Annotated in this window: 22 protein-coding genes; 14 read left to right on the top strand and 8 right to left on the bottom strand. The window is 63.0% G+C overall.

Translation table 11 applies throughout. The annotated features are described in order from the left end of the window. Nucleotides 1–60 precede the first annotated feature (60 nt). The 9 genes from cysK to HPO_RS08700 all read left to right on the top strand — a co-directional run bounded on the left by cysK (nt 61) and on the right by HPO_RS08700 (nt 7,026). Complete coding sequence (cysK, locus tag HPO_RS08740) at nt 61–1,044, top strand: cysteine synthase A (RefSeq protein ID WP_035597228.1); 984 nt, start codon at nt 61–63, stop codon at nt 1,042–1,044. 91 nt (nt 1,045–1,135) lie between these two features. Then, entirely contained in the window at nt 1,136–1,774 is a 639-nt protein-coding gene (locus tag HPO_RS08735; protein WP_162174029.1) for a glutathione S-transferase family protein, read from the top strand. After that, the gene (locus HPO_RS08730) at nt 1,771–2,619 is read left to right on the top strand and encodes a VOC family protein (protein WP_035597225.1); all 849 of its coding nucleotides are present in this window, start codon (nt 1,771–1,773) and stop codon (nt 2,617–2,619) included. Before HPO_RS08735 ends, HPO_RS08730 begins: the two co-directional genes overlap by 4 nt. A gap of 11 nt (nt 2,620–2,630) precedes the next feature. Next, on the top strand, nt 2,631–3,260 hold the full coding sequence (leuD, locus tag HPO_RS08725) for a 3-isopropylmalate dehydratase small subunit (RefSeq protein ID WP_035597222.1): 630 nt from the start codon (nt 2,631–2,633) through the stop codon (nt 3,258–3,260). A 179-nt stretch (nt 3,261–3,439) separates the two neighbouring features. Continuing rightward, a complete protein-coding gene (locus HPO_RS08720; RefSeq protein ID WP_157532750.1) occupies nt 3,440–3,691 on the top strand; it encodes a hypothetical protein in 252 nt (83 codons plus the stop codon). Nucleotides 3,692–3,754: 63 nt separating this feature from the next. Beyond that, nucleotides 3,755–4,807: a 3-isopropylmalate dehydrogenase gene (gene leuB, locus HPO_RS08715; RefSeq protein WP_035597215.1), complete on the top strand. Its 1,053-nt coding sequence runs from the start codon at nt 3,755–3,757 to the stop codon at nt 4,805–4,807. A gap of 81 nt (nt 4,808–4,888) precedes the next feature. Then, nucleotides 4,889–6,079: an amidohydrolase family protein gene (locus HPO_RS08710; RefSeq protein WP_035597212.1), complete on the top strand. Its 1,191-nt coding sequence runs from the start codon at nt 4,889–4,891 to the stop codon at nt 6,077–6,079. Nucleotides 6,080–6,133: 54 nt separating this feature from the next. Next, complete coding sequence (locus tag HPO_RS08705; RefSeq protein WP_199285908.1) at nt 6,134–6,496, top strand: ArsR/SmtB family transcription factor; 363 nt, start codon at nt 6,134–6,136, stop codon at nt 6,494–6,496. After that, the gene (locus tag HPO_RS08700) at nt 6,493–7,026 is read left to right on the top strand and encodes an SRPBCC family protein (protein WP_035597209.1); all 534 of its coding nucleotides are present in this window, start codon (nt 6,493–6,495) and stop codon (nt 7,024–7,026) included. The genes HPO_RS08705 and HPO_RS08700 overlap by 4 nt, the downstream gene beginning before the upstream one ends. On the opposite strand, the gene HPO_RS08695 is transcribed toward HPO_RS08700, so the two are convergent. After that, nucleotides 7,023–7,394: a nuclear transport factor 2 family protein gene (locus HPO_RS08695; protein ID WP_035597207.1), complete on the bottom strand. Its 372-nt coding sequence runs from the start codon at nt 7,392–7,394 to the stop codon at nt 7,023–7,025. The genes HPO_RS08700 and HPO_RS08695 overlap by 4 nt on opposite strands. Before the next feature lie 125 nt (nt 7,395–7,519). Between HPO_RS08695 and HPO_RS08690 the strand changes: the two genes are divergently transcribed. Then, on the top strand, nt 7,520–8,560 hold the full coding sequence (locus HPO_RS08690; protein WP_035597204.1) for an aspartate-semialdehyde dehydrogenase: 1,041 nt from the start codon (nt 7,520–7,522) through the stop codon (nt 8,558–8,560). On the opposite strand, the gene HPO_RS08685 is transcribed toward HPO_RS08690, so the two are convergent. Then, nucleotides 8,529–9,104, bottom strand: coding sequence for a hypothetical protein (locus HPO_RS08685; protein WP_035597201.1), 576 nt, complete (start codon nt 9,102–9,104; stop codon nt 8,529–8,531). The two genes, HPO_RS08690 and HPO_RS08685, sit on opposite strands and share 32 nt — an antisense overlap. Nucleotides 9,105–9,177: 73 nt before the next feature. Next, nucleotides 9,178–9,675, bottom strand: coding sequence for a prolyl-tRNA synthetase associated domain-containing protein (locus tag HPO_RS08680; protein WP_035597198.1), 498 nt, complete (start codon nt 9,673–9,675; stop codon nt 9,178–9,180). A gap of 61 nt (nt 9,676–9,736) precedes the next feature. On the opposite strand from HPO_RS08680, the gene HPO_RS08675 reads away from it, so the two are divergent. Further along, nucleotides 9,737–10,471, top strand: coding sequence for a DUF6065 family protein (locus HPO_RS08675; RefSeq protein WP_035597197.1), 735 nt, complete (start codon nt 9,737–9,739; stop codon nt 10,469–10,471). A 112-nt stretch (nt 10,472–10,583) separates the two neighbouring features. Here HPO_RS08675 and hisE read toward each other — a convergent pair whose 3' ends face one another. Both hisE and HPO_RS08665 read right to left on the bottom strand, forming a co-directional pair. Then, nucleotides 10,584–10,946 (bottom strand): phosphoribosyl-ATP diphosphatase, encoded by a 363-nt coding sequence (hisE, locus tag HPO_RS08670; RefSeq protein WP_051612465.1) that lies wholly within the window; start codon nt 10,944–10,946, stop codon nt 10,584–10,586. A gap of 58 nt (nt 10,947–11,004) precedes the next feature. Further along, nucleotides 11,005–11,745 carry an SDR family oxidoreductase gene (locus HPO_RS08665; protein WP_035597195.1) on the bottom strand — a complete coding sequence of 247 codons (741 nt, stop codon included), beginning with the start codon at nt 11,743–11,745 and terminating at the stop codon, nt 11,005–11,007. A 104-nt stretch (nt 11,746–11,849) separates the two neighbouring features. Between HPO_RS08665 and HPO_RS08660 the strand changes: the two genes are divergently transcribed. Then, nucleotides 11,850–12,761, top strand: coding sequence for an AraC family transcriptional regulator (locus HPO_RS08660; protein ID WP_035597193.1), 912 nt, complete (start codon nt 11,850–11,852; stop codon nt 12,759–12,761). Between the two features lie 53 nt (nt 12,762–12,814). Further along, complete coding sequence (locus tag HPO_RS08655; RefSeq protein WP_035597562.1) at nt 12,815–13,624, top strand: crotonase/enoyl-CoA hydratase family protein; 810 nt, start codon at nt 12,815–12,817, stop codon at nt 13,622–13,624. A gap of 33 nt (nt 13,625–13,657) precedes the next feature. Here HPO_RS08655 and hisF read toward each other — a convergent pair whose 3' ends face one another. Then, a complete protein-coding gene (hisF, locus tag HPO_RS08650) occupies nt 13,658–14,416 on the bottom strand; it encodes an imidazole glycerol phosphate synthase subunit HisF (RefSeq protein ID WP_035597190.1) in 759 nt (252 codons plus the stop codon). A gap of 148 nt (nt 14,417–14,564) precedes the next feature. On the opposite strand from hisF, the gene HPO_RS08645 reads away from it, so the two are divergent. After that, nucleotides 14,565–14,756, top strand: a complete 192-nt coding sequence (locus HPO_RS08645) for a hypothetical protein (protein WP_035597187.1) — start codon at nt 14,565–14,567, stop codon at nt 14,754–14,756. An 18-nt stretch (nt 14,757–14,774) separates the two neighbouring features. On the opposite strand, the gene HPO_RS08640 is transcribed toward HPO_RS08645, so the two are convergent. Further along, on the bottom strand, nt 14,775–15,785 hold the full coding sequence (locus tag HPO_RS08640; protein WP_051612464.1) for a L,D-transpeptidase family protein: 1,011 nt from the start codon (nt 15,783–15,785) through the stop codon (nt 14,775–14,777). A gap of 105 nt (nt 15,786–15,890) precedes the next feature. Continuing rightward, nucleotides 15,891–16,088 carry a hypothetical protein gene (locus HPO_RS08635; RefSeq protein ID WP_035597181.1) on the bottom strand — a complete coding sequence of 66 codons (198 nt, stop codon included), beginning with the start codon at nt 16,086–16,088 and terminating at the stop codon, nt 15,891–15,893. Nucleotides 16,089–16,202: the final 114 nt, after the last annotated feature.

Below are 16,202 nucleotides of genomic sequence, written 5' to 3'. Positions count from 1 at the left end.
GCCATTGCGGCCGCGCGGCCCGATATTCTCCCTTCAGAAAAGATCTGAAGGGAGAAAGTCATGACCGGAACAGTCAAGCTTGATGGCGGCGTAACGCTGGATGGCCCGCGCGGGCGGGTCTATGGCTCGATCCTGGAGACGGTTGGCTCCACGCCTCTGGTTCGCGCCGAGAAATTTGCCAAGGCGGAAGGCGTCGGCGCCGATCTCCTGTTCAAGCTCGAATTCTTCAATCCGCTCGCCAGCGTGAAAGACCGGATCGGTCTTGCCATGGTGCTTGGCCTGGAGGCGGAGGGCAAGCTGAAGCCGGGCGGCGTGTTGATCGAACCGACCTCCGGCAATACCGGTATCGGTCTTGCCTTCGTGGCCGCCGCGCGGGGCTATCGTCTGATCCTCACCATGCCGGAATCGATGTCGATCGAGCGGCGCAAGATGCTCGCTTATCTCGGCGCGGAACTGGTGCTCACCCCGAAGGAAAAGGGCATGGGCGGCGCTATCGCGCGGGCCAAGGAACTGCTGGCCGAAATTCCCGGCGCGGTCAGCCCCAGCCAGTTCGACAATCCGGCCAATCCGGCAATCCATGAAAAGACCACAGCCGAAGAAATCTGGGCCGATACGGCCGGCGCAGTCGATGCCATCGTCTCCGGCATAGGCACGGGCGGCACCTTCACCGGCGTGGGCCATATCCTGAAGCCGCGCAAGCCGGGCCTGAAGATGTTCGCCATTGAGCCGGAAGCCTCGCCCGTGCTCTCGGGGGGCCAGCCCGGACCGCACATGATCCAGGGCATCGGCGCGGGCTTTGTGCCCGGCAATGCCGATACGAGCCTGATCGACGAGATCGTGAAGGTCTCCAACGAGGAGGCGTTTGAAACGGCGCGCAAACTTGCCAAGACAGAAGGCATTCCCGGCGGCATCTCGTCGGGCGCCGCGGCTGCCGCCGCCGTTCGCATCGGCAAGCGGCCGGAGATGGCGGGCAAGACCATTGTGGTAATCCTGGCGAGCTTTGCCGAGCGGTATCTTTCGACGGCATTGTTTGACGGCGTGTAATCCGGCCGGGTCTCCGCAGAGGCAGGGCTCGCCAATCTCCGGCAGCTGGTGGATATAGTGCCGTCAGATAATGACGTCCGGAGGATATTCAGTGGCCCGATTTACCCTGCATGGAATGTGGCCTTCGGGGCCGACCTACAAAGTCGGCCTGATGCTGCGCCTGACCAACACGCCGCACGATTACGAACATGTCGATCTGCGGGCAGGCGCGCACAAGGCGGATGCCTTCCTGGCGAAGAACCGCTACGGTCAGGTGCCGGTTCTGGACGATCATGAAAAGGACATTTGTCTTTCCCAATCTTCGGTGATCCTGGATTACCTCGCCGATGAAACAGGCCAGTTTGGCGGGAAGGATCGGTCAGAACGCCTGCGCGCGCGGGAATGGCAGTTCTGGGCCGCGGGCCCGCTTACCACTGGCATTTATCGCACGCGGGCGGTGAAGCTGGGTTTCTTCAAATTTCCGGAGGAGGTTCAGGCGGCAAACCTGCAGTCGGCTCTTGGCGCGCTGAAGGAGCTCGACGGTCTGCTCACCGGGCGCGGCTGGCTGGTGGGCGGCGGGGCCACGATCGCTGACCTCGATATCTATGGCATCGCGGCTTATGCCGGTCAGGCGCAGATTGACCTGCAGGCGTTCGGCAATGTCCGTAAATGGATGGGCCGGGTGGAAGATCTGGCCGGGTTCAAAGGTCCGCAGGACTGCCTGCCGCAAGCCAGCGTGAAAGCGCCGTGATCACCGGGCTCGACCATCTGGTGCTGCTCTGCCCGGAGATCGTCTCCGGCGTGGCGGTGTATGAACGGCTTCTCGGCCGCAAGGCAGACTGGGGAGCAGAGGTTGAAGGCGGGGGCGCTTCGGCATTGTTCCGCCTGGGCAACACCTCGCTTGAACTGCTGGCGCCGGCTGGAGAGGGGCCGCTGGGCCAGCGGCTGGCAGAGCTGATTGAGGTGAATGGGCCGGGGCTGACCACGCTCGCATTTGGCAGCGACGGCCTGGCGGCAGACCGCGAGATATTCGTTCGCCGGGGGCTCGAGCCCGGTGACATCAAGTCCGGACAGTCCAGACACGCCGAAACCGGCGCAGAACGCCGCTGGCAGAGCCTGCGTCTACCCGACGAAAAAGCTGGCGGCATCAAGGTGTTCGTCGTCGAGCCGGGGGAAGGGGCACTTGCACCGGCGCCAGCGGCGGCAGATGCGGTCCACGGGCTCGATCATGCGGTGGTCAACACGGCAGCGCCGGACCGGGCACTCGCCTTCTATGGCGCAAAGCTCGGACTGCGGCTGGCTATGGACCGGACCAACCCGGACTGGGGCGTGCGCCTGATCTTTTTCCGAACGGGCGGGCTGACGATCGAGATTGCCCGGCGCCTGTCAGAGCCAGAGGATACCGGCCGGCCCGATACCTTCTGGGGGCTGACCTGGGCGGTCAAAGACATCGAGGCGGCGCACAAGCGCCTCACCGACAGCGGCTTTGACATTTCCGAGATCCGCAAGGGCCGCAAGCCCGGCAGCCGGGTCTTCACCATCCGCAACGGTACTATGAATGTACCGACCTTGTTCATTGCCCATGAGACGGTTTAGAAGCTCTCCCCATGACCCCGTTCACACGCCTTGATGGAACCGCCGCGCCGCTCATGGACAAGGGCAAGCCCATGTCCAATGTCGACACCGACATGATCATCCCGAAACAGTTCCTGAAGACGACCGAGCGCACCGGTCTGGCCAAGGGCCTCTTCTATGAGCTGAAAACGCGCGCTGATGGCTCCGAAGACCCGAATTTCGTGTTGAATCGCCCGCAATATGCCAAGGCGAGCATCCTGATCGCAGGCGAAAACTTTGGCTGCGGCTCCTCACGGGAGCATGCGCCCTGGGCGCTGGCCGATCAGGGCATCACCTGCATTATCGCCCCCTCCTTTGCCGATATCTTCCACAACAACTGTTACAAGAACGGCATTCTTCCCGTCCGGCTTCCGGCAGAGGTTTGTGAAAAGCTCGCTGCAGAAGCTGGCGGGCCGAACCATGTTTTCTCGGTGGACCTGGAAAGCCAGACCGTGACGACCCCGTCGGGCGAAGTGCATCACTTCGACGTTGACCCAGGCCGAAAGTCGAATCTCATCGCGGGCCTTGATGAAATCGGTGCCTCACTGACGGCCGGCTCCCATATTGACCGGTTCGAAGAGCAGCGCCGCCTGACCACGCCCTGGCTGGAACGGGCGCGCTGATATTTTCCTATCAGGCGTTTAGCGGAAGCTGGCACTCTGCTGGTGAAAATTCCGGCAGCCCGGCCTCCGGATGATGTGGGTATTATTTCCCAAATAATAAAACGAGTGGGGCAACGATTATTCGTTGCCTTGCACAACATCGCTTCCTAGAAATTGAAATACACAGAAAGCGGGGAATTATGGTTCGTTCTATACTGCGCAGTTTGCCACTCATCGCCATGCTCTCAATGGTTGCCTGCGCCGGTACGCCGGCCGGCATGGCAGCAAATGAAGAGCGGGAGTGCCGCACGCTCGACATAACCGGTTCGAAAATTGCCAAGCGTGAATGCCGGACGGTGTCCGATTGGGCAAAGCGGGATCAGGATCAAGCCGCTCAGGCCGAAGCCGCCGGCTCAGCGGCAAAGCAGAATGTCGATCCGAATTCTTTTTGATTAATCGGCAGCCTGGCAGTAAGACGCGCCGCAGTGTTGGAACATTGCAGGCGTTGAATTCCCATGAGACAGACCCTCCTTCTGCTGCCGGGTGACGGCATTGGCCCCGAAGTTGTGGCTCAGGCACGGCGTATCGCTGAAGCGCTTGTGCCCGATGTGCAGATTGAGGAGGGCCTTGTTGGCGGCGCCAGCTTCGATGCGCATGGCACACCGCTGACCGATGAGACGCTGGAGCGCGCCCGCAAGGCGAGCGCAGTTCTGCTCGGCGCTGTGGGCGGCCCCAAATGGAACGGCGTGGGACGCGACAAACGCCCGGAGGCTGGCCTGCTTGCCTTGCGCAAGGGTCTGGACGTTTTTGCAAATCTTCGCCCGGCTTTCTGTTTTCCGGCGCTGGTGGAAGCCTCCAGCCTGAAGAAAGACCGCGTCGAGGGCCTCGACATCATGATCGTCCGGGAACTGACGGGCGGGGTCTATTTCGGCCAGCCGCGCGGCATTGACGAGCAGGGCGGCCTGCGCCGGGGCTATGACACGGCTGTCTATACCCATCCGGAGATCGAGCGCGTTGCGCGCGTGGCCTTCGAGATTGCCCGCGGCCGCGATGCCCGTGTCACCTCGGTCGAAAAATCGAATGTCATGGAGTCGGGTCTCTTCTGGCGCCAGGAAGTGACGCTCGCCCATGCCGAACTCGGCGGCGGTGTCGAGCTATCCCATATGTATGCCGATGCTTGCGCCATGGAACTCGTCCGGGCGCCCAAACAGTTTGACGTGATCCTGGCGGACAATCTCTTCGGCGATATTCTCTCTGACGAGGCTGCGATGCTGACAGGGTCCATCGGCATGCTGCCATCGGCCTCGCTCGGCGCGCCGGGTGTGCCGGGTCTGTATGAGCCGGTTCACGGATCTGCGCCGGACATTGCCGGGCAGGGAATAGCCAATCCCTGTGCCGCGATCCTGTCGTTGGAAATGGCGCTGCGCTGGTCTCTGGGGAAAGAAAAAGCGGCTGACACGCTTTTTGCGGCCGTTGGCAAGGCGCTTGATCGCGGCGCGCGCACGCGCGATCTCGGCGGCGACCTCACCACCCGCCAGATGGCAGACGCGATCCTGGCGGCGCTCTGATCGTCCTTTTCCGTCCGGATTTGGACAATCCATCTGCCTTGTGACATCCTCCGCTCAAAACAAGAGCGGAGGAAACAAGTAATGTCATACGCTGCCGGGCGGCTCATTCATGATGCCGACAGTCATCTGATGGAGATGACGGATGTGCTCGATCCCTATTTCGAGCGCCGCCTGCTGGCGCGCTATCACGCGCTGCCGGTCTACAAGTGGAAACAGTCCCACGCCCACTGGATGGATGAGGAACGTGCCCGGCATGAAGACGCCGCCTATCGCGCGGCGGCGGGCGATGCGATCCTGCTGAAGAAGAATTATGAAGCGCTCGGCGCTTTCCGCCGTGAAGACCGGCCCGCCGCGCTCGACCGGCTGGGCTTTGCCAGCCAGCTTGTCTTCACCACCTTCTGTCTTGGCAATTTCGGGCTCGACCAGTCAGACGATATGGAGCTCTGCTACGCAGCCGCTGACGCGCATAACCGGATGATGACCGATTTCTGCGCCATCGACCGCCGCCTCCTCGCCGTCGCCTATGTGCCGCTGGAAGATTTTCAGAGGGCGGAGCAAACAGCAAGGCTTGCCATTCGGCTGGGCGCAAAGGCGCTGATGGTTCCCTCGCTCTGCCCGCAGAAGCATTCGCCGAGCCATATCGGCCTTGATCCGGTCTGGCGCATGGCAGAGGAGGCGGGTCTGCCGATCCTCTTACATGTCGGCGGCGAGGAGAAGATGAACCCGGTTTACAAGGAGAACGGGCTTCCGCCTGTGCCGGATTTCCATGGCGGCGACGACAATTTCACGTCCGTTTCCTATATGCCCATTCCCAATGCTGCGATGCAGACGCTGGCAACACTGATTTTCGATGGCGTGTTTGACCGGTTTCCGAAGCTGAAATGGGGCGCCATCGAGCTTGGCGCGTCCTGGGTTCCCGGATGGATGCGCGCGATGGATTCGGCGGCGCATGCCTTCGTGCGCAATGAAGAGCGCTTGCAGAAGCTCTCGGCAAAACCTTCGGAAATTGTGCGCCGCCAGTTCCGCGCCGCGCCCTATCCGCATGAGGATGCCGGCTGGATCATCCGCAATGCAGGCGACGAGATCTGTCTCTTTTCGTCGGACTATCCGCATGTGGAAGGCGGACGAAATCCCCTAAAGCGGTTTGATGAGACGCTGCAGGGCTGCACGCCATCGCAGATCACAGCCTTCTATTCGGAAAACTTCATCGATCTGATGGGCGAAAGGCTCAGCCCGGAATTGCGCCGGCCCATGCTGAAAGCGGCGGGCTGATAATAATTCAACCAAATGGTTGACTATTCGGGGGCGCGGTCTATATTCAACCACATGGTTGAACTAGATGCCCCCCGCCTCGACGCCGTGTTCCATGCTTTGGGAGACGCCACCCGCCGCCATATGCTCCGTGATCTGACCGAAGGTGCCCGCACCGTCAGCCAGCTTGCCGAGCCCTTCGAGATGTCGCTTGCCGCAGCCTCGAAACACATCAAGGCGCTGGAAGGGGCGGGGCTTATCCGCCGCGAAGTGCGCGGGCGCACCCATGTCTGCCATCTTGAGGCCGGCCCGCTCGCGGACGTCTCATCCTGGCTTGCCTTCTATGAACGCTTCTGGACTGGCCGCCTCGACACGCTCGAACGCCTGCTGCGCGAGGCAGATGCCAGCGCCTCATCCCCCAAAGGAAAGAAATCATGACCCAGACCACGAAATCCTCCGCCTACGGCCAACTCGTTGAGCCGACGGTTCTGAAGCTTGAGCGTCTGCTGCCGGGCCCGGTCGAACGCGTATGGGACTATCTCACGCAGAGCGAGCTGCGCCGGCAATGGCTCGCCTCGGGCGTTATGGACCTTTCTCCGGGCACCGAGTTTGAATTTGTCTGGCGCAATGATGAGCTGACCGATCCGCCCGGCGCGCGGCCAGACGGCATGGGCGCTGAAAACCGCATGACCTGCAAAATACTCGACGTGGACCCGCCTCGCCGCCTGTTCATCAGCTGGGGCGTGCAGTCGGACGTTCTGTTCGAACTGGCCGAAAAGGGCGAAGACACGCTGTTGACCATCACCCATCGCCGCCCGCCGACGCGCGATGTCCTGCTCAGCGTCTCCGCCGGCTGGCATGCGCATGTGGATGTTCTGGAAGCGAAACTCGCCGGAACCAAAGCTGCGCCCCACTGGGACAACTGGGTGCGCTTGCGCAGCGAATATGATCGCCGCTTCTCTGCTTAGCTGTAATCGGCAATCCGGCAGAGCAGGGGGCCGCGGAATTCGAAGAAGCTTGCCCCGCGCACCTTGACCGACTGGCCGGCTTTCACGCCGGTCGGAAGGTCCACGGCTGCGCGGCCTTCAAACTCGATTTCGGCGGCTGCCTTGCCCGCGCCGGAGACAAGATTGATCAGCCGCTGGCGGCGATAGGAGAAGGCATTGCCGGAAACTTCGGCCACCTGGCGCATCATGTCCTTGCCTTCCAGCCGCATCGACTGGCCGGTGTTGGAGATGTTCTCGAACACCACATCTTCGGTCACATAGGACAGCATTCCATCAATATCGCGCTCATTATACGCGGCGATATACTTGCGGATTATCTCGTCGAGCATGATCCCAGCTCCGCCCTGTTAAGCCCGGGGCAGTCCTGCCCGACGCGGGGGAATTGCACAAGCCGCTTTAAGATGCGGTCGAGATGGGCCATATAGCCCGCGAACAAGCACAAGAGGAGATTATCATGGGCACACGCATCGCGGTTGTCGGCGCCACAGGCAATGTTGGGCGGGAACTCCTCAATATTCTCGATGAGCGGCTGTTTCCGGCCGATGAAGTCTACGCTGTCGCCTCGCGCCGCTCCATCGGCAAGGAAGTCTCCTATGGCGACCGCACGCTGAAATGCCATGATCTCGAACAGTTCGACTTCAGCAAGGTGGACGTTGTCCTGATGTCGGCTGGCGGGTCTGTTTCGAAGGTCTGGTCGCCCAAGATCGCCAAGGCGGGCGCCATCGTGATCGACAACTCCTCGCAGTGGCGGATGGACCCGGATGTGCCGCTGGTCGTACCGGAAGTGAACGCTGACGCCGTGCTCGGCTATGAGAAGAAGGGCATCATCGCAAACCCCAACTGCTCGACGGCCCAGCTGGTTGTGGCGCTGAAACCCATTCATGATGCCGTCGGCATCAAGCGCGTGGTTGTGGCCACCTATCAGTCGGTTTCCGGCAAGGGCAAGGACGCGATGGACGAGCTGTGGAACCAGACGCGCGGCGTGTTTGTGAACGATGAGCCTACCCCGGAAGTCTTCCCGAAAGAGATCGCCTTCAACCTGATCCCGCAGATCGATGTGTTCATGGATGACGGCTACACCAAGGAAGAATGGAAGATGCGCGTCGAGACGAAGAAGATCGTCGACGAGAGCATCGAACTGGTCGCCACCTGCGTGCGCGTGCCGGTGTTCGTCGGCCATTCCGAAGCGGTTCATATCGAGACCATCGGCCATATGACGGCGGATGAGTGCCGCGCCCTGCTGCGCGAAAGCCCCGGCCTGATGGTGGTCGATGATCCCAAGGAAGACCTCTACATCACGCCGAAAGAGTGCGTGGGCGAGTGGGCGACCTATATCAGCCGCATCCGCAACGACCCCACCACCGAGAACGGCCTCGCCTTCTGGTGCGTGTCGGACAATCTGCGCAAGGGCGCTGCGCTCAACGCCGTGCAGATCGCCGAAGAACTACTCAATCGCGGCATCATCAAGCCGGAAACGGCGAAGGCGCTTTCCTGACATCTTCGCGCAGCTGAAGCCGGAGGGCGGAGAGGCGGGCATAGATGCGCGCCTTCTCCCGCATCGGTCTCCAGTCATACAGGAACGCCGCGACGGGGCGCCAGTTTGCGACCCATCCGATGATGATCAGCCCTTCGCTGATGAGGGCCGTACTCATACTGGGCCCCAGCGCGCGGACCAGCTGGCTGCCGGCAATGCAGGCGATCAGGAAGAGAAGGCCGACCAGCGCGTCTCGGCGGCTTTCCTTCAGGAATAGCCTGAGCTGCCGCGTCTGCCGGGCTTCCAGAAATGAGAAGTAGTTGGTGATCGACTGCTCCAGCGCGGCCGGGTCAAGGCCGCTCAGATGGCCTATGGGCAGATGGAGGACCAGGGAGATCTGCGCGCCGCGCGGAGCCTCCGGCACGGAATCCACGATGAAATCCTCGATGGCATCGTCGATATCGCGGTCTACGAGGGGGGAGGGGTCGAGCGAGTTGAAAAGTTCGTCCAGCGACCGCAGGCCAATGTCGATTTCGAACGGGGATGCAGGCTCTTGCGGCTTCATGGCGAGGCTCAAACAGGCAGGGCGTATGCGCCAGCCTGCGCGCCAAGCGGCCATGGGGTCAAGCGGGGCCGGTTCAGAGCTCGGAAAAATCCAAGATTTCAAAGCCGTGCCCGGTCGCGTCCACGAAGCGGCGGAAATCTGCCTGGCTGATGGCCGTGGTTCCGGTGTTGGTCAGCGGGTGGAAGTTCACGATATCCGCGCCGGCAAGGACCGCGTCGACGAGGAACCGCACGCGGGCCGGGCGGTCGTTCATCAGGGCAAAGGCGGTGACCGAACCGGGCGTGACACCGAGCACTTCGGTCATCAGATCCGGCGCGCCGAAGGAGAGGCGTTTTGTGCCGATCTTCCGGTGCAGCTGGTTGAGCTTCAACTGATTATGCGCTTCGGCGGCGATCAGGACGAGATCGCCATCGGCGGCTTTCAGGAACAGGTTTTTGGTATGGGCGCCGGGCATGTCCGCCTTCAGGGCAGAGGACTGCTCAACCGTGAACATGGCCTCATGCCAAGTGGTCTGGTGAGCGATGCCGAGGCTGTCGAGATAGGCGAAGAGGTCATCAGGGCTTGCAGGCATGGTGTCCTTTGGGGCAGGACTTTGCCTGCCCGTCAAGCAGCCAGGAAGCGGAAAGCCATTCATGCGCCTTGAATGTTATAAGATTTACGACGTCGCCCCCGAGATCGTGCCCGGCCGGTCTGACCGGGAATGGATGGACGCCTTCACCGACCGCCACCCCTACCGGTGCCTGCCGCTGACGATGGCGAACTCCACGGGCTGGGAAATTCTCTGCCCGATGGACATCAAGATCAAATGGAATGGCGGGCCGCGGAATGAAGACATCCAGCTTCTGACGACGGGCGACCCGCGCGCGATTCCGAGCTTTGCGGATGCCCATTTCATGCGCGGCATCGTGACGTTCCATACCGGGCACCTCTTCCGCACCCCGCCCGGCTGGGGCGTCTGGGTGACCGGGGCGCCCAACTGGCCGAAGGACGGGATCGCGCCGCTGACGGGCCTGGTGGAGACCGACTGGCTGCCCTTTCCCTTCACCATGAACTGGCAGATGACCCGGCCGGGCGAAGTGATCTTCAAAAAGGGGGAACCCTTTGCTTTCATTACACTTATGGAACACAAGCGGCTGGAAGAGATCACGCCGGAACGCAAGCTGCTGAAAACCAATCCGGAGCTGGTGAAGGAATATGAAGGCTGGCGGGAAAGCCGGGCGGACTTCAACACGCGCCTCAAATCTGGCGAGGAAAACGCCATGAAAGAGCGCTGGCAGCGCCATTACATGCGGGGCGAGAAGCCCGATGGCGAGAAGGCCGAAGCCCACCAGACCAAGCGCCGCCTCAAGCCCCCGAAAGATATGTAAGGGGTTGGACAGGGGCCCGCTTATCCCGTGGATAAGGGCGCCAAAAACTCCAACGAAGCTCTAAAAAAACTCCAACCGCGAGACCAAAAACTCCAACGCCGTTGGAGTTTTTTCAGTCCTTGGGCGGGCGCGCGGCTTTTTCGGAGATGCCAGAGGTGCCCTGGCGCTTTTCGAGGGCGGCGGCCACGGCGTCGAGCGCGACCCCGCGCGACCGGAGGGCGACGAAGACATGGTAGAGGACGTCCGCCGCCTCACTCGCTACCCGCTCGTCACTCTCGCGGCGAACGGCCTCTGCCAGCTCCCCGCCTTCCTCGGCCACTTTCGAGGCGGCAGCATCCGGGCCCTTGGCGAGCAGCTTCGCCGTCCAGCTTGAGGCGGCGTCGCCCTCAAGCGCGCGCGCGTCGATGGTTTCGGCAAGATGCGTCAGGGCAGCGGCGAGGCGCGCAGGCGAGGCGAGGGGGGCTTTGGCAGTCATAGTCTTCCTCTAACCCCTTCTCCCTGCCGGGAGAAGGGGCGGGAAGGCGCATTGCCGGTCAGGCTGCGGCGAGGGCCACGGCATCCAGACCAGCGGGGAAGCGGAGCTGTCCGGTGAGATCGCCCGCGGCGCGCCAGATGGCCTCGGCAACGTCCTGCTCCTTTGTGACAAGAGCGGGGGTGGCAAAGCCTTCTAGGATGGGCTCAGCAAAGCCGGCATAGCTTTCCGGAATCAGATCTTCGAGGCGCACTTCGGTATTCTGCGAGAAGCGTGTCGTTGGTGCGTAGCCGGGCTCCACAAGTTTGGCGCGGACCCCGAAATAGGCCAGCTCATGGGCGAGCGATCCGGTGAAGCCTTCAATCGCTTGCTTGCTGGCTGTGTAGGCCGCAGCCAGCGGCATCGGGGCGAGGGTCACGCTGGAGGTGACATTGACGATCACTCCGGACTTCCGGGCCCGGAACATCGGTATCGCTGCCTGGCACACGGCCATCACGCCGAACGTGTTGGTTTCAAACACCTTGCGGATATGCGCCATGGGCGTTGCTTCGAAAGCACCGACAACGCCGATACCGGCATTGTTCACGAGAACATCAATCGGGCCCGCCATCTCCAGCGCGTCTGCAATGCTCTCCGGCCGGGTCACATCCAGAGGCAGAACGTGCATGCGGGCGGACGGGGGCAGGATACCTTCGCGGGGCGTGCGCATGGTGGCGATTACGTTCCACCCCTGGGCATGGAAGTAGCGGGCCGTTTCAAGGCCATAGCCGGACGAACAGCCGGTGATGAGGACGGTGTTCATGGTGAGAGTTCCTTTCCTGTCTATGCTTGACAGGAAAGAGATTAAGGCGCGTGATCAGGACTATCATCAATCAATAGTCTCTATTTCATTTGCAAAAGTCCGAAATGATCGACCCCCTTTCTCAGATGATCCGTTTGCTGCGGCCAAGCACGATGTTCTCCAAGGGCATCAGCGGCGCCGGAAGATGGGCGGTCAGTTATTCCGAGTTCGGACATCCGGGCTTCTGTGCAGTGCTCGAAGGGCGGTGCCGGCTGGCCGTTGCCGGCGAGCCCGCAATCACCCTGGAGGAAGGCGACTTTGTGCTTTTGCCTTCCACGCCGGCCTTCACGATGTCCGGCTTTGAACCTGCGCCTGCAAAGCGGATCGATCCAAGGAAAGCGATGCGTTCCGGTGAGGAGGTGCGTCACGGACGTGCGTCAGGCCCGCCGGATGTGCGGCTGCAGGGCGGCTATTTTCTCTTTGGCTCGCCCGATGCCGCCCTGATTGTGTCGCTTCTTCCGCGCTTGATCCATATTCATGGCGACAGTCGGCTTTCGGCGCTTGTGCATCTGTTCGGGCAGGAAGCCAGCAGCGAGAGAGCCGGGCGTGACCTGGTGCTGGAGCGCCTTGTGGAAGTGTTGCTGATCGAGGCGCTGCGCGCATCGCAAAGTGGCGATGCGGCACCCGGACTACTCCGGGGGCTGTCAGATGTCCGCATCTCAGAGGCGCTCCGGCAGATGCATGAGGACCCGCAGAAGCCCTGGACGATTGATGAACTCGGCCGGGAGGCGGGCCTCTCCCGCTCTGCTTTTTTTGACCGGTTTACCCGCACGGTCGGCCTGCGGCCCATGGAATACCTGCTGGCCTGGCGGATGGCCCTGGCCAAGGATCTGCTGCGGCGGGAGGACTTGCCGATGGATGAGGTCGCCCGCCGGGTGGGCTATGGATCGGCCAGCACGTTCAGCACCGCGTTCAGCCGCCATGTTGGCCAGCCCCCTGGAAAGTTTGCGCGGACTTCCGCCCTCCAGACCGCTTGACGTCCCCAGCGGAAGGGCGCCAGCTTCACCTCAAAGTTCCGGAGGATGCCATGATGAAAGACCGCGTTTCGATTACCATGCTGGAGGATGGCGTTGCCGATGTGCGCCTGATCCGTACCGACAAGATGAATGCGCTGGACCCGGCGATGTTCGCCGGCATTGCCGAAGCGATCAACACGCTGAAGGCGACCAAGGGCCTGCGTGTGGTGGTGCTTTCCGGCGAGGGCCGTGCCTTCTGCGCCGGTCTCGACCTGTCGAACTTCGCCGCGAGCGAGGACAAGAAGCCGGGGCAGGGGAATGTGACCTCCAATCTGGGCGACCGCAGCCATGGCATTGCCAACCTTGCCCAATATGTGGCTTGGGGCTGGCGCGAGCTGCCGGTGCCAGTGATCGCAGCGGCCCATGGCGTGGCCTTCGGCGGCGGCTTCCAGATTCTTTCAGGCGCGGACATCCGCATCATTCATCCGGAAACGCGTTGCGCGATCATGGAAATGAAATGGGGCCTCGTGCCGGACATGGCGGGCTTCCCCCTGTGGCGCGGCAATGTGCGCGACGATGTGCTCCGTGAGCTGACTTACACCAACCGCGAGTTCAAGGGTACCGAGGCCCATGCGCTGGGATTTGCCACCAAGGTTTCCGAGACGCCGCTGGAAGATGCGCTGTGGCTGGCCAAGCTGATGGCGAGCAAGAACCCCGCCGCGATGCAGGGGGCCAAACGCCTGCTGAATGCGATGGCCGACAGCACCGACGCCGAACTGCTGCAAATGGAAAGCGACGAGCAGAAGAAGGTGATCCGTACACCCAACCAGATGGAAGCGGTGATGGCCGAAATGCAGAAGCGCAAGCCGGTGTTTTCGGAGTAACGTTTCAAGCCCCTTCTCCTTCGGGAGAAGGGCTTAAAGGGAGCGCACCGGCGCGCCCGCTTCGGCGAGGGCTGCGCGGGCCTCGGCCAGGGTCGCTTCGCCGAAATGGAAGATGGAGGCGGCGAGCACAGCGCTGGCGCCGCCTTCAAGCACGGCGGGGGCGAAGTCTGCCACGCTGCCCGCGCCGCCAGAGGCGATGACGGGGATGGTGACGGCGGAGGAGACCGCTTTCAGGAGCGGGATGTCGTAGCCCGATTTCGTGCCGTCCCGGTCCATCGAGGTGAGCAGGATTTCGCCCGCGCCGCGGCGCGCAGCTTCGCGGGCAAACTCGACCGCGTTGATCCCGGTGGGCTTGCGCCCGCCATGGGTGAAGATTTCCCAATGGCCGTCCACGGCGCGCGCATCGATGGCGACGACGACGCATTGGCGGCCGGCCTTGGCGGCGCAGGCGGAGATGAGCGCTGGATCTGCAACCGCGGCCGAATTGATCGCCACCTTGTCGGCGCCTGCCCTCAGAAGCGCGACCATATCTTCCACCGAGCGCACGCCGCCGCCCACAGTGAGCGGCATGAAACAGGCCTCTGCCGTGCGGCTGACGGTTTCCAGCAGCGTGCCGCGGCCTTCATGGCTGGCGGTGATATCCAGGAAGCAAAGCTCGTCAGCGCCGGCGGCGTCATAGACGCGGGCGAGGGCTACGGGGTCGCCGGCGTCTTTCAGGTCCACGAAGTTGACGCCCTTCACGGTGCGCCCGTCTTTCACGTCGAGGCAGGGGATGATGCGGGTTTTCAGCATGGCGCTCCTTTGCCGCCAAAGCGGGGCGAATGCAAACAATCCTTAAGGTTGTGCGGGGTGGGAAGGGACGCCGCGCTGACCTATATTGACGCCACGGGAGGCTGATCTCGACCGAGCGAACTGACAAAGTAAGCATCAGGAGACAGACATGGACATGAAACGGACAGAGCGGAAAACCGCCGCGAGACTACAGAATGACGAGGCCGAGACGCTGGCGCGGCTGGCGGCGGGATTGTCCCGGCTGGATGTGGGCAGCGCGCCCGGCGGCGGGGAAAGCGATCTGGCCCATGCGCTGCGCATGCGGCGGCGGCTGCGTCGGCCGCTTTCATCGGCGCGCTGAAGGAAGACTTTCAGGCGCTCAGCCGATGGCGTCCGCAATGGTGAGGGGCAGGCCGCCGGAGCCTTCTTCCAGAGATTCCGGCGTGATCAGGATGGTGGTGCCCGGCAGCAGCAGGGGCTCCAGCAGCGCGGCAAAGGCGGGCGGCAGCAGCGCCTGATCGGCCAGCTCATCGGGCGAGGCGGGCGGCAGCGTGGCCACCGGCGCGCCGGGCTTGCCTTCGGGCAGTTCCAACTGGATCCAGTGAAGGGCGCCCCCCGGCGCCTGGCTGAGCATCAGCACATGCGTGGCTGTTTCGCCTTGCGGGACATAGACGCGGGCGCGGCCGATTTCGGCGGCCCCGCGCAGGGCCACCAGGGTTTGATCGCGGCGCGAGATGACGAGGGTGAGCGGGCCTTCGGGGGCGCTGTCCGGCATCCAGCGGTAAAGCTCGTCGCCTGCCAGTGGAGCGTGGTCCAGCGGCACGCCGCCGGGGCCTTCGGCCGCCAGGAGGCCGGGGGCGGGCGTGATCGCGGGCTCTCCCGCCACGCCGGAGACGATGACCGTGCCGCCCATCTCGGTGACGGCGAAGAGGCGTTTGGCAAATTCCAGCGGCAGGCGGATGCAGCCATGGCTCTGCGGATAGCCGGGCAGGGCGCCGGCATGCAGCGCGATGCCATCCCAGGTGAGGCGCTGCTGATAGGGCATGGGGGCGTTGTCATAGAGGTTTGACCGGTGATCGGCATCCTTCTGCAGGATGACGAAAACGCCCGTGGGCGTTTCATGGCCGGGCTTGCCGGAGGAGATGGTGGAGATGCCAATGCGCACGCCATTGCGATAGACGGTGGCGGTTTGCCGGGTGAGGTCCACAAACAGGGTGACCGGGCCGGCGGGGGAGAGGGCGGGCGCCCACACCCAGTCTCCGGGCTGGAGCGTCTCTGCCTGGGCGGTGAGCTCAGCCGCCGTGGCGACCAGCGCGCCCTGCGCCCCGGCAGGGGCGGGCAGCGCCGCCAGCAGCGCGGCAGCGGCAAGAAGGGCGGGCAAGCGTTTCACGCCGGGCCTTTGGAGTTGCTGGCGGAGGTTTCCGGCCAGGGTTGTGGGGCGGCTTCGAGGGCACCAGAAAAGGGCGCGCCTGGCAAGGCGGCGTGGCCGCGCGGCCTATTCGGAAAGGCTGGAGACAATAAGGTAAACGGCGGCGATACCGGCGCCGGTGAAGACCGCCGCCATGCGCCCGGCAAAGCGCGCCTGCGCGGCGCGGGCCTGGCGCATCTGGCCGACCAGCAGCTGAAACCCGGCATCCTGCGCCAGATCCTGCGCGGTTTTCTCAGACGGACGTTTGGGGCGCTGCGGGTTCATGGCAGACGCTATGCGAGATGTGTGCCAAGGTTGAAGGGAGGGGCGTTTTTTACAAGACGCTGGCGTGCTCACCCGCCCGGTCACCATCCCCCGGTAATCCTCCCAGAAATTAAT

Origin of the sequence: Hyphomonas polymorpha PS728 (genome assembly GCF_000685315.1) — a bacterium.
Lineage (GTDB): Bacteria > Pseudomonadota > Alphaproteobacteria > Caulobacterales > Hyphomonadaceae > Hyphomonas > Hyphomonas polymorpha.
The sequence above is the reverse complement of the archived record's forward strand: the minus strand, read 5'-3'. Positions and strand labels throughout refer to the sequence as shown.